Here is a 13,046-nt window from a genome sequence, read left to right as displayed (position 1 = left end):
TCTTCGTCAGTTCAGGCTCGTCGGCGCGCGGGTCAGCTCGAACGCGGGCAGCGACGGCAGGTTGCGGATGATGGCCGTCTCGGCGCGGAGGAGCCGCAGCTCGTCCCGCAGCCGGGACGCGGTGTCCGGAGCCTGCAGGAGCCGCTGCTTGGTGGGGGTGTCGTGCACCATCGCGGCGGCCACCAGGTACGACACCACGCTCGGGTCGTCCGGCAGTTCGGCCCCGGTCAGCGACCGCTCGCGGGCGCCAGCCAGCCGCTTCTGGTACTGGCGGAAGGACCGCAGGACCCCCTCGGCCAGCGTGCCGGCCTCGTCACCGGGCTCCTCGGCCAGCTCCTCCAGCTCCGCCGTCAGGAACGGCCCCGACGCGTCCACGGACAGCAGCCGCACCCGGGTCGTGCCGGTGGCCAGCACCTCGAACGTGCCGTCCGCCCGTTCCCGGATGGTCGCGGCGTCCGCCACACAGCCCACCCCGTGGAAGGACTTCAGGGGGTCGGGGCCGAAGCCCGCGGCCGGGCCCCGCTCGGGCTGTGCCATGGGATCCGGCATGCCCGGGGCGCTCGGCGCCACCTCGTGGCCGTCGCGGACCGCCACGACGGCGAATCGGCGCGATTCGTCCTCGGGCGTCTTGAGCAGCTCGCGCATCATGGCGCGATAACGCTCCTCGAAGACGTTCAACGGCAGCACGAGCCCCGGGAACAACACCGAGTTCAGCGGAAAGAGCGGGAGACGGGCGGTGGTCACGGCGCCCCAGCCTAGTGGTCGTCGGCGCGGACGTGTCCGCGGTGCTCGCCACCGGGGTCCGAAGGCACCGTCATCAGCCCGGCCGGGACGGTCCGGGAGCCGTCCGCGAGGAGGTGCTCGCGCAGCCGCAGGAAGTGGCCGAGCGGGTCGTCCGAGAACCGGTCCCACGGGAAGGACGTGGCGTACGGGCCGATCAGCGAGAGCTGGCCGCGCGCGTCGTCCCAGCGGTCGAGCCGCATGAGGACGTACAGCAGCTTGTTGCGGACCTCGGCGGGCCACGGGTCGGCCGCGGGGAACCGGCCGGAGAACGCCACCGCCCGGTCCGCCGCCGCCTCCAGCCGGCCGCGCGGCACCTCGGGGCCGCAGCCGTCGGTCAGATAGCCGAAGGCGGCCCGGGCCGGCAGGGCCTGTACGAGGGAGTCGGCCGGGGCGTCCTGCGCGGCCCGGTCGGCGAAGTCGAAGCACTCGTGGTGCGCGCCGTGCCAGAGCGCGGCCAGATAGCGCAGGGCGGCGACGTGGCAGCCGTAGTGGTGCGGGGCGCGCCGGACGGCCGCCTCCCACAGCTCCCCGAAGTACTTGTGCCCGGCCCGCGAGCCGCGCGCGTGGTCGAGCGCGATCCGCCAGGGGACCGGGTCGCGGTCGTCGGCGCGGGCGGCGGCCGTGATGAGCGGGCTCACCTCGCGCAGCAGCTCGGCGCGGGCGGGGGAGGGCCAGACGCGGTCCACGGCGAGCTGGGCGCCGAGGACCAGCGCGTCGGGGTCGCGCGGGGCCGCCGTCCGCCACTCCTCGAACCACTCCGGGCGGGATCGGGCGAAGGCGGCGAGGCGGCCGACGTACCGGTCGCGGTTCTCCCACTCGGCGCCGGCGCGGGTGGCGGCCAGCAGTTCGGCGGCGGCGGCGTACTCGCCCCGGCTGGCCGCTACCAGCGCGGGGGAGAGGCGGTCGTCGGGCGCGTCGAGCACGGCCTCGTCGCCGGCCGGTGGCCGGCCGGACGGGCGCGCGGCGCGTTTGGTCATCCGGGTGGGGCGGATGAACGAGGGCAGCAGAGCCATGGTGTCGACCATTGAAAGTCCGCAGGTCGAGCCCGCGCCAGAGGGTCCGGGGAAGTTACGTAAGGTTGTACGGTAAGCGGTCAAGGAACAGTAAAGGGTGAATGTTCAACTTGTGAGGGACCGGTGTGGCCGGTGTGTGCGGTGTGCCGGTCAGCTCCGCCGCAGCAGTCGGGTCGCCCCCGCCGCCACCGTCGTGGCCAGGATCCAGCCGAGCAGGATCAGCGCGGCCGCCAGCCACTGCCAGCCGCCGCGCAGCTGCCACTGCCCGGCCTGGCCCAGGTCGATCACCGGCAGCAGCAGGTCCAGGGTGAACAGGGCGGGACTCCACGACGGATGGCCGTCATGGTTGACCGGCGGATGGTCGGCGTGCGCGAAAGCGAGCGTGCCCGCCGCCCACAGCACCGCCATCCACACCGCGGCCCGCCCGGGGCGGTAGCCGTAGGCGACCGTCCAGTCCTGGAGGTAGCCCCAGAACATCCCGGCCAGCGGGAGCGTCTCGCGGCGCCGGCGCTGCTTGGCGAGCAGCACCTCGCGCGCGTCCTCGTCCTCCCCGGCCGCCCGCAGCACCGAGGCCAGCCGTTCGTACGGCTCCGGGGCGTACTCGGCGGTGGCCGCCGCCACCCAGTCCAGGCGCCGGGTCAGCGGGAAGGGGCCCTGCGGGACCAGGTTCTCGTAGGCGAACCCGGCCATGTGCAGATTGCCGGCGTCCGGCCAGCTGCCCGCACGGTCCACCAGGGTTACGATCCGGGCCCCGGACAGCGCCACCTTGCCGCGCTGCGGCTTGTCCCCGAGGAAGCGCAGCTCCGGCGTCTGCACCCGGCGCAGCGACAGCTCCTGGTCCTCGGTGAGGGTGAACCGGGCCCGCTCCAGGTCGACGGCGTCGCCGAACCGCCCGTCGTCCAGGCGCACCCCGCCCCGGCACTCGAACGGCTGGATCCGGGTCCCGCGCGCGGGTGTCGTGCCGCTCAGCAGCGGGCTGCCCACCCCGGCCGGGGTCAGGTACAGGGTGCGCCCGACCGTCAGCTGGGGCGCGTTCAGGGCGAGCCGGGAGTACGGGTTGAGGAGTCTCGCGCCGCGCAGGCTGAGCGACACGCCGACCTTGGCGCCGCGCAGGCTCAGCTCGCCGTGCGACTCCAGCAGCTCCGCCTGCAGGTCCTGGCCGACACTCATGCCGTCCGCCGCGATCGACCGCCCGCTGCGGTCGCGGTACACGATCGCCTGGTTGAGCATCAGATCGGTGCCGATGTGCGCGTCGGTCAGCCGCACCCCGTTCTGGAAGCGGCACCGGGGAAGATGCAGGTCGCCCTCGGTGTGCAGGCGCGCCGCCTCCAGGCGCGGCACCGAGCAGTCCACCAGGCGCACGGTCGTGAACCGGGCCTCCGGCAGCCGGACCTCCTCGTCGAAGCGGCAGCCGCGCAGCTCGACGTAGGGCGTGACCGTGCCGCCCGACAGATCCAGCGGGTCGGTGATCCGCACGCCGACCAGTTTCAGCGCGGCCACCCGGCCCGGGAGGGCGGGCGGCCCGTCGAGCAGCAGCCAGCACACGATGCGCGCCCGTACGGTCCGCTCGGGCCCCCAGGGGTGGCCGCCGTGCGGATCGTCCACCACGGTGTCACCGCTGCTCAGGTCGTACACGCTGCCGTTGCGGAAGGCCTGCCACATGCCCGCCTCGGCCGCGGTCAGGTCGTCCGGCAGGTCCCCGGCGCGCAGGCCGGTCCCCTCGGTCACCGCTGTTCCTTCTCCCTGGCCCGTTCGGGCTACTCGTGAGTCACCTGTGTCGTACTGGCGTTCATGCCCGGTGCGTGACGTGCCGAACACAGCACGTGAAGGCGATCTTCCGGGTTCCGGCCACCCTATGTACCGGCGATTGGCCCACACTCTGTATCAGCCATTGATACGCGCGGACGACTCCCTACACCGGTCTGAGAGAATTGGAACCGTGATCTCCCGAATCGATCTGCGCGGCGACGCCCTCCCCGAGGGTCCCGCCCTGCGCGACCTGCTGCCCCGAGCCGACTTCGACGTATCGGCCGCCCTGGAGAAGGTGCGCCCGATCTGCGAGGCCGTGCATCATCGTGGCGACGCGGCGCTGATCGACTTCGCCGAGAGGTTCGACGGAGTACGGCTGGAATCCGTCCGTGTCCCCGCCCGGGCGCTCACCGACGCCCTCGCCGGGCTCGACCCGGCCGTGCGCGCCGCGCTGGAGGAATCCATCCGCCGCGCCCGCCTGGTCCACCGCGAGCAGCGCCGTACGACGCACACCACGCAGGTGGTGCCCGGTGGCGCCGTGACCGAGAAGTGGGTGCCGGTCGAGCGGGTCGGGCTGTACGCGCCCGGCGGCCGCTCGGTCTACCCCTCCTCCGTGATCATGAACGTCGTCCCGGCGCAGGAGGCCGGCGTCGAGTCCATCGCGCTCGCCTCGCCGGCCCAGGCCGACTTCGGCGGGCTGCCCCACCCCACGATCCTCGCCGCCTGCGCCCTGCTGGGCGTCGACGAGGTCTACGCGGCCGGCGGGGCCACCGCCGTCGCGATGTTCGCGCACGGCACCGAGTCCTGCCCGCCCGTGAACATGGTCACCGGCCCCGGAAACATCTGGGTCGCCGCCGCCAAGCGGTACTTCACCGGCAAGATCGGCATCGACGCCGAGGCCGGCCCGACCGAGATCGCGATCCTCGCGGACGAGACCGCCGACCCGGTGCACGTCGCCTCGGACCTGATCAGCCAGGCCGAGCACGACCCGCTGGCCGCCGCCGTCCTCGTCACCGACTCCCCGGAGCTCGCGACCGCGGTGGAGAAGGAGCTGGAACCGCAGGTCGCGGCGACCAAGCACGTCGAGGACCGCATCCGCCCCGCCCTCGCGGGCAAGCAGTCGGCGATCGTGCTGGTCGACGGCGTCGAGGAGGGCCTCAGGGTGGTCGACGCGTACGGCGCCGAGCACCTGGAGATCCAGACCGCCGACGCCTCCGCGGTCGCCGACCGGGTCAGGAACGCCGGCGCGATCTTCATCGGTCCCTGGGCCCCCGTCTCGCTGGGCGACTACGCGGCCGGGTCCAACCACGTCCTGCCCACCGGTGGCTGCGCCTGCCACTCCTCCGGTCTGTCCGTGCAGTCCTTCCTGCGCGGCATCCACATCGTCGACTACACCAGGGACGCGCTGGCCGAGGTCGCGCACCACGTGGTCACGCTGGCGGAGGCGGAGGACCTGCCGGCGCACGGCGCCGCGGTCAAGGCGAGGTTCGGCTGGAAGGTACCCGAGAGCAAGTGACCGGCAACCCCTCCGAGTCCCCCTGGGACCGGCTCCCCATCCGCGACGAACTGCGCGGCAAGTCCCCCTACGGCGCGCCCCAGTTGGACGTGCCGGTACGGCTGAACACCAACGAGAACCCCTACCCGCTGCCCGAGCCGCTGGTCGAGCGGATCGCGGAGCGGGTGCGCGAGGCCGCCCGCGGCCTGAACCGCTACCCCGACCGGGACGCGGTCGAGCTGCGCACCGAGCTGGCCGCGTATCTGACGAAGACCGGCAAGTACCGGGTCGGCACCGAGAACGTGTGGGCCGCCAACGGCTCCAACGAGGTCATCCAGCAACTGCTGCAGACCTTCGGCGGACCGGGCCGCACCGCGATCGGCTTCGAGCCGTCGTACTCGATGCACGCGCTCATCGCGCGCGGGACGGGCACGGCCTGGGTCTCCGGGCCGCGCCACGAGGACTTCACCATCGACCTCGCCGCCGCCGAGCGGGCCGTCGCCGAGCACAAGCCGGACGTCGTCTTCATCACCACCCCCAACAACCCCACCGGCAACACGGTCCCGGCGGAGACGGTCGTCGCGCTGTACGAGGCGGCCCAGGCGGCCAAGCCGTCGATGGTCATCGTGGACGAGGCCTACGTCGAGTTCAGCCACGGCGCGTCGCTGCTGCCGCTGCTGGCGGGCCGCCCCCACCTGGTCGTCTCCCGCACCATGTCGAAGGCGTTCGGCGCGGCGGGACTGCGCCTCGGCTACCTCGCCGCGCACCCCGCGGTGGTGGACGCCGTCCAGCTGGTCCGGCTGCCCTACCACCTCTCGGCGATCACCCAGGCGACCGCGCTGGCCGCACTGGAGCACACCGACACGCTGCTGGGATACGTCGAGCAGCTGAAGGCGGAGCGGGACCGGCTGGTCGCCGAGCTGCGCGCCACCGGCTACGACGTCGTCGAGTCCGACGCGAACTTCGTACAGTTCGGCCGGTTCGAGAACGCCCACGAGACCTGGCGCCAGATCCTCGACCGGGGCGTGCTGGTCCGGGACAACGGCGTACCGGGGTGGCTGCGGGTGTCCGCCGGAACCCCCGAGGAGAACGACGCGTTCCTGGACGCCGTCCGCGAGTTGAAGAAGGAGACAGGTTCATGAGCCGCACCGGACGCGTGGAGCGCACCACCAAGGAGACCTCGGTCCTCGTCGAGATAGACCTCGACGGCACCGGCAGGACGGACATCGCCACCGGCGTCGGCTTCTACGACCACATGCTCGACCAGCTCGGCCGGCACGGTCTGTTCGACCTCACCGTGAAGACGGACGGCGACCTGCACATCGACACCCACCACACCATCGAGGACACCGCCCTCGCGCTCGGCGCCGCCTTCAAGCAGGCACTCGGCGACAAGGTGGGCATCTACCGCTTCGGCAACTGCACGGTCCCGCTGGACGAGTCGCTCGCCCAGGTCACCGTCGACCTCTCCGGCCGTCCCTACCTCGTGCACACCGAGCCCGAGAAGATGGCGCCGATGATCGGCGAGTACGACACGACGATGACCCGGCACATCCTGGAGTCCTTCGTCGCGCAGGCACAGATCGCGCTGCACGTGCACGTGCCGTACGGGCGCAACGCGCACCACATCGTGGAGTGCCAGTTCAAGGCGCTGGCCCGGGCGCTGCGTTACGCCTCCGAGCGCGACCCGCGCGCGGCCGGCATCCTCCCGTCGACGAAGGGCGCGCTGTAACCCCATGAACGGTCTGTCCACCATCCTGATCGTCGTCGGCCTCTTCCTCGTCGGCGGGATCATCTCCTTCGCCAAGCAGAAGATGCCCGCGAGCCTCATCGTGCTGCTCTCCATCGGCGCGGCCATGTGCCTCGTCGCGGGTGTCATGCGGCTGGAGGTGTGGAGCTGATGAGCACGCCGAAGAAGGTCGTCGTCCTCGACTACGGCTTCGGCAACGTCCGTTCCGCCGAGCGGGCCCTCGCGCGCGCGGGCGCGGACGTGGAGATCACCCGCGACTACGACCGGGCGATGAACGCCGACGGCCTGCTCGTACCGGGTGTCGGCGCGTTCGCCGCCTGTATGCGGGGGCTGCGCGAGGCGCGCGGCGACTGGGTGATCGACCGCAGGCTGTCCGGCGGCCGCCCGGTGATGGGCATCTGCGTCGGCATGCAGATCCTCTTCGCGCGCGGCATCGAGCACGCGGTGGAGACCGAGGGGCTGGACGAGTGGCCCGGCACGGTCGAGCCGCTCCAGGCCGACGTGGTGCCCCACATGGGCTGGAACACCGTGGACGCCCCGGCCGGCTCGGAGTTGTTCGCGGGCGTGGACGACGACGCCCGCTTCTACTTCGTGCACTCCTACGCGGTCCACGACTGGGCCCTGGAGTCGCACAACCCGGTGATCGCGGCCCCGAAGGTGACCTGGGCGACCCACGGCAAGCCCTTCGTGGCCGCCGTGGAGAACGGCGCCCTGTGGGCCACCCAGTTCCACCCCGAGAAGTCCGGCGACGCCGGCGCCCAGCTCCTCACCAACTGGATCGGAACCCTGTAGACCATGGCCAAGCTCGAACTCCTCCCCGCCGTCGACGTCCGCGACGGCCAGGCCGTACGCCTCGTGCACGGCGAGTCCGGGACCGAGACCTCCTACGGCTCCCCGCTGGAGGCCGCCCTCGCCTGGCAGCGCTCCGGCGCCGAGTGGCTGCACCTGGTCGACCTGGACGCCGCGTTCGGCACCGGCGACAACCGCGCGCTGATCGCCGAGGTCGCTGGGGCGATGGACATCAAGGTCGAGCTGTCCGGTGGCATCCGCGACGACGCCACCCTCGCCGCGGCCCTCGCCACCGGCTGCACCCGGGTGAACCTCGGCACCGCCGCCCTGGAGACCCCCGAGTGGGTCGCCCGGGTCATCGCCGAGCACGGCGACCGCATCGCGGTCGGTCTGGACGTGCGCGGCACGACCCTGCGCGGCCGCGGCTGGACCCGGGACGGCGGCGACCTCTACGAGACGCTGGAGCGCCTCGACAAGGAGGGCTGCGCCCGTTACGTCGTCACCGACATCGCCAAGGACGGCACCCTCCAGGGCCCGAACCTGGAGCTGCTGCGGAACGTGTGTGCCGCCACCGACCGCCCGGTCGTGGCGTCCGGCGGCGTGTCGTCCCTGGACGACCTGCGCGCCATCGCCGAGCTGGTCCCCCTCGGTGTCGAGGGCTCCATCGTCGGCAAGGCCCTGTACGCGAAGGCGTTCACCCTGGAAGAGGCCCTGGAGGCGGTGGCTCAGTGAGCGACGTACGACGAGTTTCCACCGGCGCGCCCTGGGAGGAGCAGTTCGGCTACTCCCGTGCGGTGGAGCTGCCGAACGGCCTGGTGCTGGTCTCGGGCTGCACGTCCATCGTGGACGGCCAGATCGCCGGGGGCGGCCCCTACGACCAGGCGGTCAACTCCTTCGGCGTCGCGCTGGCCGCGCTCGCCCAGCTGGGCCTCGGCCGTGACGACGTGGTGCGCACGCGCATGTACCTCACGCACGCCCGGGACGTGGAGGACGTCGGCCGCGCCCACAAGGAGCTGTTCGACACCGTCCGGCCCGTCGCGTCCATGATCATCGTCTCCGGTCTGGTGGACCCCAGCCTCGTCGTCGAGGTCGAGGTGGAGGCGTTCCGGGGAGGGTCCGCATGACGCTGGCCGTACGGGTCATCCCGTGCCTGGACGTGGACGCCGGCCGGGTAGTCAAGGGCGTCAACTTCCAGAACCTGCGCGACGCGGGCGACCCCGTCGAGATGGCCAAGGTGTACGACGCCGAGGGCGCCGACGAGCTGACGTTCCTCGACATCACCGCGTCCTCCGGCAACCGGGAGACGACCTACGACGTGGTGCGCCGCACCGCCGAGCAGGTGTTCATCCCGCTGACCGTCGGCGGCGGGGTCCGCGCGGCCGAGGACGTGGACCGGCTGCTGCGGGCGGGCGCCGACAAGGTGGGCGTGAACACCGCGGCCATCGCCCGCCCCGATCTGATCCGGGAGATCGCCGAGCGGTTCGGCCGGCAGGTGCTGGTGCTGTCGGTGGACGCGCGCCGCACCGAGTCGGGTTCCTTCGAGGTGACGACCCACGGCGGCCGCCGGGGCACCGGCATCGACGCCGTCGAGTGGGCGCACCGGGCCGCCGAGCTGGGCGCCGGGGAGATCCTGCTCAACTCCATGGACGCGGACGGCACGAAGGACGGCTACGACCTGGAGATGATCGCGGCCGTCCGTAAGCACGTCACCGTCCCGGTGATCGCCTCGGGCGGCGCCGGCAAGGCGGCCGACTTCCCGCCGGCCGTCGCGGCGGGCGCGGACGCGGTGCTGGCCGCCTCGGTCTTCCACTTCGGAGATCTGCGGATCGGCGAGGTGAAGCGGACGCTGCGCGAGGCGGGACACCCCGTGCGCTGAATCCCCGCCGAACGCCATCTCGCGGATACGAAAGGAAAGTTGCGCAAGATTCGTTGCGCAACTTTTCTTTCGTATCTACAGTCATGGGCATGGCAGGCAGAGAGAACCGGCGGATCACCGATGTCGGCACCCTCAAGGCGTTCGCCCACCCGCTGAGGGCCGAGTTGTACCGGCTGCTGTGCGTCCAGGACGTCGCCACCGCGTCCCAGCTCGCCGAGCACGTGGACGAGGCCGTCTCCCTCGTCAGCTACCACCTGCGCAGGCTGGCCGGGCACGGGCTCATCGAAGAGGCCGAACCGCAGACCGCGGACGGGCGGGAGCGCTGGTGGCGGCCCGCGTCCGACGGCGTGAGCATCCAGGACGCGGACTTCCGCGACGACCCGGGCAAGTCCGCGGCGCACCTGGCGGCCACCCGGCTCTTCCACGACCAGCGCGCCGACCGCTACCGGCGCTACCTGGACGAACGCGCCACCTGGAGCGCCGAGTGGAACGCCGCGAACCTGGACGTCGAGTCCTGGATGCGCCTGACCCCGGCCGAACTCACCGCCCTCAAAGAGGAGTTGCGGGCCCTCCTCCAGCGGTACGACGAGCGGAGCCGGGCCGCGGAGGCCGCCGGTGAGACCGAGGGGCGCGAACACGTCGCGCTGATCCAGTACGGCTTCCCGTTCCGTGTCTGAGTTCCGTGTCCGAGTTCCGTGTCCGAGTTCTGAGAGGACTTCCGTGACCGCCGCGCTCATCTCGCCCGCGACCCCGCTCACCGAGGACCGCCCCGCCCACCGCGACCCCAACGTCCTGCGCTGGCTCACCGCCTACACCTCCTCGATGCTCGGCGACGGCGTCTACTTCCTCGCCCTGTCCTGGGCCGCCGTCCAGGCCGGCAGCCCGGCCCAGGCCGGTGTCGTGATGTCCGTCAGCGCCCTGCCCCGCGCCCTGCTGATGCTCGGCGGCGGCGTCCTCGCCGACCGGCTCGGCCCGCGCGCGGTCGTCATCGGCAGCGACGCCGTGCGCTGCGCGGCCGTCCTCGCCGTGGCCGCCCTGCTCTTCCTCACCAGCCCCGGGCTCTGGCCGCTCGCCGCGCTGGCGCTGGTCTTCGGCACGGTCGACGCGGTCTTCATGCCCGCCGTCGGCGCCCTCCCGGTCCGCCTCACCGGCAAGGGCCAGCTCGCCCGGGTCCAGGGCATGCGCGGCCTCGCCATCCGCTTCTCCACCGTCCTCGGCGCCCCGCTCGGCGGCCTCGGCGTGGCCGTCGGCGGACCGGCGGCCGCCTTCGGCCTCGCCGGGCTGCTCATCGCCGTCTCCGTACCGCTGCTGGTCTCCGTACGGACACGCGACCTGCCCCGGGACGACTCCGCCGACGCCGGGCCCGGCACCCCGCTCGGCGACCTCGCCACCGGTCTGCGCTACATCCGCGGCCACCGCGTCCTCGCCCCGCTGATGCTGGCCATAGCCCTCGGCGACCTCGGCTTCGTCGGCCCCCTCAACGTCGGCCTGACCCTGCTCGCCGACCGCCGCGGCTGGGGCGCCTCGGGTATGGGCTGGGTGCTCGCCGGGTTCGGCGTCGGCGCGGGCGCCGCCGCCCTGGTGCTGACCGTGCGGGGCCGGGTGCCCCGGGCCGGGCTGGTCACCGGCTGCTCGTGCGTCGCCGGCTCCGTGGCCGTCGGCGCCCTCGCCTTCGTCCCCACGCTCGCCGCCGCCGTCGGGGCGGCCCTGGCCGTCGGCCTGCTCACCGGGCTCAGCGGCGCCCTGTGCGGAGCCCTGCTCCAGACCCAGTCCGACCCCGCCTGCCTCGGCCGGGTCTCCGCCGTGGCCGGCCTGGTCAGCCTCGGCCTCGCCCCGCTCGGCATGCCGTTCGCGGCCGCCGCGATCGGGGCGTGGGGCCTCGGCCCGGTCTACCTGGTCAGCGCGGTCGTCTGCGGCCTCGGCGGGGTCGTCGCCCTGGTCGTCCCCGCCCTGCGCCGCGCGGAACTGCCCGGCTGAGGCTCACTGCCTCGGCTGGACCAGCTGCACCAGATTGCCGACCGTGTCGTCGAACACCGCCGCCAGCACCGGCCCCTGCTCCCGGGGCTCGTGCGTGAAGCGCACACCCAGGCCCCGCAGCCGCTCGTACTCCGCCCACAGATCGTCCACGGAGAAGACGATGCACGGGATGCCCGCCTCGTACAGCGCCCGGCGGTACGGCTCGGCGACGGGGCCCTGGCCCGGCTCCAGCAGCAGCTGGAGGTCCGGCTGGGCCCCTTCGGGCGCCCCGACCGTCACGAACAGCGTGTCGTCGCCCAGGTCCATGTGCAGGCGCGTCTCGAAACCGAGGATGCCGGTGTAGAACGCGTGCGCCGTCGCCACGTCGTCCACGTACACACCGGTCATCGCGACCTTGATCACGGCAGGAGCCCCTCTCAGATGCCCAGCTGCCTGGACTCGTGCAGCCGGGCGATCGCCTCCGCGTCACCGTCCAGCTCCACCTCGGCCGCGTCCTGCCGGCCGAGCGCGAACATCAGCAGCTCCGACGGCTCGCCGGTCACCGTGACCACCGGCGTACCCCGGTGGGCCACCGCGGTCTGGCCGTCCGGGCGGCGCAGCACCAGCCCCGTCGGCACCCCCCGGCCCACCAGCCGGGCGGTGCGCTCCAGCCGGGACCACAGCGTGTCCTGGAACACCGAGTCCAGCTCGCGCCGGCTCCAGTCCCGCTGGGCACGGCGGACGTCCTCGGTGTGGACGTAGAACTCGACGATGTTGGCCGCCTCGTCCACCTGCTTGAGCTGGAAGGGCGAGAACCGCGGCGGGCCGGTACGGATCAGCTGGATCAGCTCCTCGTACGGCTTGGCGGTGTACTCGGCCATCACCCGCTCCAGGCGCGGCACGAGCTGCTTGATCAGCGCACCGCCCGCCGCGTCCGGACGGCGCTCGCGCACGACCACGTGCGCGGCCAGATCCCGGGTCCGCCAGCCCTCGCAGAGGGTCTCGGCGTCCGGACCGACGGTTTCCAAGAGGTCAGCCAGCAAAAGCCGTTCACGCTTGGCGAAGGTCGACATGAGGTCAGCCTACGACCACATGATCGGTCCGCCCACCCGCCACCCGGCCACCACCCCCCGATGGCCCTCTCCGCGCGGGCGCCCCGGACGCCGCGACCATTTCCTGGACACGGCCCCGGCCGTACCGGTGCGGCGCGGCACAATGGCACCCATGACCCGTACGACCGGCACCCCCCGGCCCAGCAGCCTCGACCCGGAGATCGCCGCGCGCCTCAAGCGCGGCGCCGACGGCCTCCTCCCCGCCATCGCCCAGCAGTACGACACCGGCGAGGTGCTCATGCTCGGCTGGATGGACGACGAGGCGCTGCACCGGACCCTGACCACCGGACGCTGCACCTACTGGTCGCGCAGCCGCCAGGAATACTGGGTCAAGGGCGACACCTCCGGCCACTACCAGTGGGTCAGGTCGGTCGCGCTGGACTGCGACGCCGACACCCTGCTGGTCGAGGTCGACCAGGTGGGCGCCGCCTGCCACACCGGCGCGCGCACCTGCTTCGACGAGGACGTCCTGCTGAAGGACGCCGATTCGGGTCCCGCCGGTCGGGATCAGTAGGGTCGCGGC

General features: G+C 72.8%; 16 protein-coding genes. 11 read left to right on the top strand and 5 right to left on the bottom strand.

The annotated features are described in order from the left end of the window. Positions 1 to 6: 6 nt before the first annotated feature. The 3 genes from ACIBA9_RS13650 to ACIBA9_RS13640 form a co-directional block, all read right to left on the bottom strand. Positions 7 to 744, bottom strand: a complete 738-nt coding sequence (locus ACIBA9_RS13650; protein ID WP_399362586.1) for an LON peptidase substrate-binding domain-containing protein — start codon at positions 742 to 744, stop codon at positions 7 to 9. A gap of 11 nt (positions 745 to 755) precedes the next feature. Next, positions 756 to 1,808 carry a hypothetical protein gene (locus tag ACIBA9_RS13645; protein ID WP_399362584.1) on the bottom strand — a complete coding sequence of 351 codons (1,053 nt, stop codon included), beginning with the start codon at positions 1,806 to 1,808 and terminating at the stop codon, positions 756 to 758. A gap of 138 nt (positions 1,809 to 1,946) precedes the next feature. Then, positions 1,947 to 3,524, bottom strand: coding sequence for an oxidoreductase (locus ACIBA9_RS13640; RefSeq protein ID WP_399362582.1), 1,578 nt, complete (start codon positions 3,522 to 3,524; stop codon positions 1,947 to 1,949). Positions 3,525 to 3,735: 211 nt separating this feature from the next. On the opposite strand from ACIBA9_RS13640, the gene hisD reads away from it, so the two are divergent. From hisD to ACIBA9_RS13590, 10 genes are all read left to right on the top strand, one after another. Beyond that, positions 3,736 to 5,061, top strand: coding sequence for a histidinol dehydrogenase (hisD, locus tag ACIBA9_RS13635; RefSeq protein WP_399362580.1), 1,326 nt, complete (start codon positions 3,736 to 3,738; stop codon positions 5,059 to 5,061). Continuing rightward, positions 5,058 to 6,182: a histidinol-phosphate transaminase gene (locus tag ACIBA9_RS13630; RefSeq protein WP_399362578.1), complete on the top strand. Its 1,125-nt coding sequence runs from the start codon at positions 5,058 to 5,060 to the stop codon at positions 6,180 to 6,182. Before hisD ends, ACIBA9_RS13630 begins: the two co-directional genes overlap by 4 nt. Next, positions 6,179 to 6,772, top strand: coding sequence for an imidazoleglycerol-phosphate dehydratase HisB (gene hisB, locus ACIBA9_RS13625; protein WP_362153859.1), 594 nt, complete (start codon positions 6,179 to 6,181; stop codon positions 6,770 to 6,772). The genes ACIBA9_RS13630 and hisB overlap by 4 nt, the downstream gene beginning before the upstream one ends. Positions 6,773 to 6,776: 4 nt before the next feature. Continuing rightward, on the top strand, positions 6,777 to 6,941 hold the full coding sequence (locus ACIBA9_RS13620; RefSeq protein WP_362153857.1) for a hypothetical protein: 165 nt from the start codon (positions 6,777 to 6,779) through the stop codon (positions 6,939 to 6,941). Further along, positions 6,941 to 7,582: an imidazole glycerol phosphate synthase subunit HisH gene (gene hisH / locus ACIBA9_RS13615; protein WP_399362576.1), complete on the top strand. Its 642-nt coding sequence runs from the start codon at positions 6,941 to 6,943 to the stop codon at positions 7,580 to 7,582. The genes ACIBA9_RS13620 and hisH overlap by 1 nt, the downstream gene beginning before the upstream one ends. Positions 7,583 to 7,585: 3 nt before the next feature. Continuing rightward, entirely contained in the window at positions 7,586 to 8,311 is a 726-nt protein-coding gene (gene priA / locus ACIBA9_RS13610) for a bifunctional 1-(5-phosphoribosyl)-5-((5-phosphoribosylamino)methylideneamino)imidazole-4-carboxamide isomerase/phosphoribosylanthranilate isomerase PriA (RefSeq protein WP_362153852.1), read from the top strand. Then, positions 8,308 to 8,703 (top strand): Rid family hydrolase, encoded by a 396-nt coding sequence (locus ACIBA9_RS13605; protein ID WP_399362573.1) that lies wholly within the window; start codon positions 8,308 to 8,310, stop codon positions 8,701 to 8,703. Before priA ends, ACIBA9_RS13605 begins: the two co-directional genes overlap by 4 nt. Beyond that, positions 8,700 to 9,455, top strand: a complete 756-nt coding sequence (hisF, locus tag ACIBA9_RS13600) for an imidazole glycerol phosphate synthase subunit HisF (RefSeq protein ID WP_399362571.1) — start codon at positions 8,700 to 8,702, stop codon at positions 9,453 to 9,455. Before ACIBA9_RS13605 ends, hisF begins: the two co-directional genes overlap by 4 nt. Positions 9,456 to 9,544: 89 nt before the next feature. Beyond that, positions 9,545 to 10,132 (top strand): ArsR/SmtB family transcription factor, encoded by a 588-nt coding sequence (locus ACIBA9_RS13595; protein ID WP_399362569.1) that lies wholly within the window; start codon positions 9,545 to 9,547, stop codon positions 10,130 to 10,132. Between the two features lie 43 nt (positions 10,133 to 10,175). Beyond that, positions 10,176 to 11,432, top strand: coding sequence for an MFS transporter (locus tag ACIBA9_RS13590; RefSeq protein ID WP_399362567.1), 1,257 nt, complete (start codon positions 10,176 to 10,178; stop codon positions 11,430 to 11,432). Between the two features lie 3 nt (positions 11,433 to 11,435). Here the strand turns inward: ACIBA9_RS13590 and ACIBA9_RS13585 are convergent, their stop codons facing one another. Both ACIBA9_RS13585 and ACIBA9_RS13580 read right to left on the bottom strand, forming a co-directional pair. Then, entirely contained in the window at positions 11,436 to 11,834 is a 399-nt protein-coding gene (locus ACIBA9_RS13585) for a VOC family protein (RefSeq protein WP_399362565.1), read from the bottom strand. A gap of 14 nt (positions 11,835 to 11,848) precedes the next feature. After that, positions 11,849 to 12,484 (bottom strand): TIGR03085 family metal-binding protein, encoded by a 636-nt coding sequence (locus tag ACIBA9_RS13580; RefSeq protein ID WP_399362563.1) that lies wholly within the window; start codon positions 12,482 to 12,484, stop codon positions 11,849 to 11,851. Between the two features lie 151 nt (positions 12,485 to 12,635). Here ACIBA9_RS13580 and hisI point away from each other — a divergent pair, with 151 nt between their 5' ends. Further along, a complete protein-coding gene (gene hisI / locus ACIBA9_RS13575) occupies positions 12,636 to 13,037 on the top strand; it encodes a phosphoribosyl-AMP cyclohydrolase (RefSeq protein WP_393898665.1) in 402 nt (133 codons plus the stop codon). The last annotated feature ends 9 nt before the right edge of the window (positions 13,038 to 13,046 follow it).

Origin of the sequence: Streptomyces sp. NPDC051452 (assembly GCF_044454765.1) — a bacterium.
Lineage (GTDB): Bacteria > Actinomycetota > Actinomycetes > Streptomycetales > Streptomycetaceae > Streptomyces.
Note: the sequence above shows the minus strand (reverse complement) of the source record. Positions and strands in the feature narration are given on the sequence as shown.

Coding starts and splice junctions, on each gene's coding strand:
- ACIBA9_RS13645 (WP_399362584.1), bottom strand. CDS start 1,808: ATGGTCGACACCATGGCTCTGCTGCCCTCGTTCATCCGCCCCACCCGG.
- hisB (WP_362153859.1), top strand. CDS start 6,179: ATGAGCCGCACCGGACGCGTGGAGCGCACCACCAAGGAGACCTCGGTC.
- ACIBA9_RS13620 (WP_362153857.1), top strand. CDS start 6,777: ATGAACGGTCTGTCCACCATCCTGATCGTCGTCGGCCTCTTCCTCGTC.
- hisH (WP_399362576.1), top strand. CDS start 6,941: ATGAGCACGCCGAAGAAGGTCGTCGTCCTCGACTACGGCTTCGGCAAC.
- priA (WP_362153852.1), top strand. CDS start 7,586: ATGGCCAAGCTCGAACTCCTCCCCGCCGTCGACGTCCGCGACGGCCAG.
- hisF (WP_399362571.1), top strand. CDS start 8,700: ATGACGCTGGCCGTACGGGTCATCCCGTGCCTGGACGTGGACGCCGGC.
- ACIBA9_RS13595 (WP_399362569.1), top strand. CDS start 9,545: ATGGCAGGCAGAGAGAACCGGCGGATCACCGATGTCGGCACCCTCAAG.
- ACIBA9_RS13580 (WP_399362563.1), bottom strand. CDS start 12,484: ATGTCGACCTTCGCCAAGCGTGAACGGCTTTTGCTGGCTGACCTCTTG.
- hisI (WP_393898665.1), top strand. CDS start 12,636: ATGACCCGTACGACCGGCACCCCCCGGCCCAGCAGCCTCGACCCGGAG.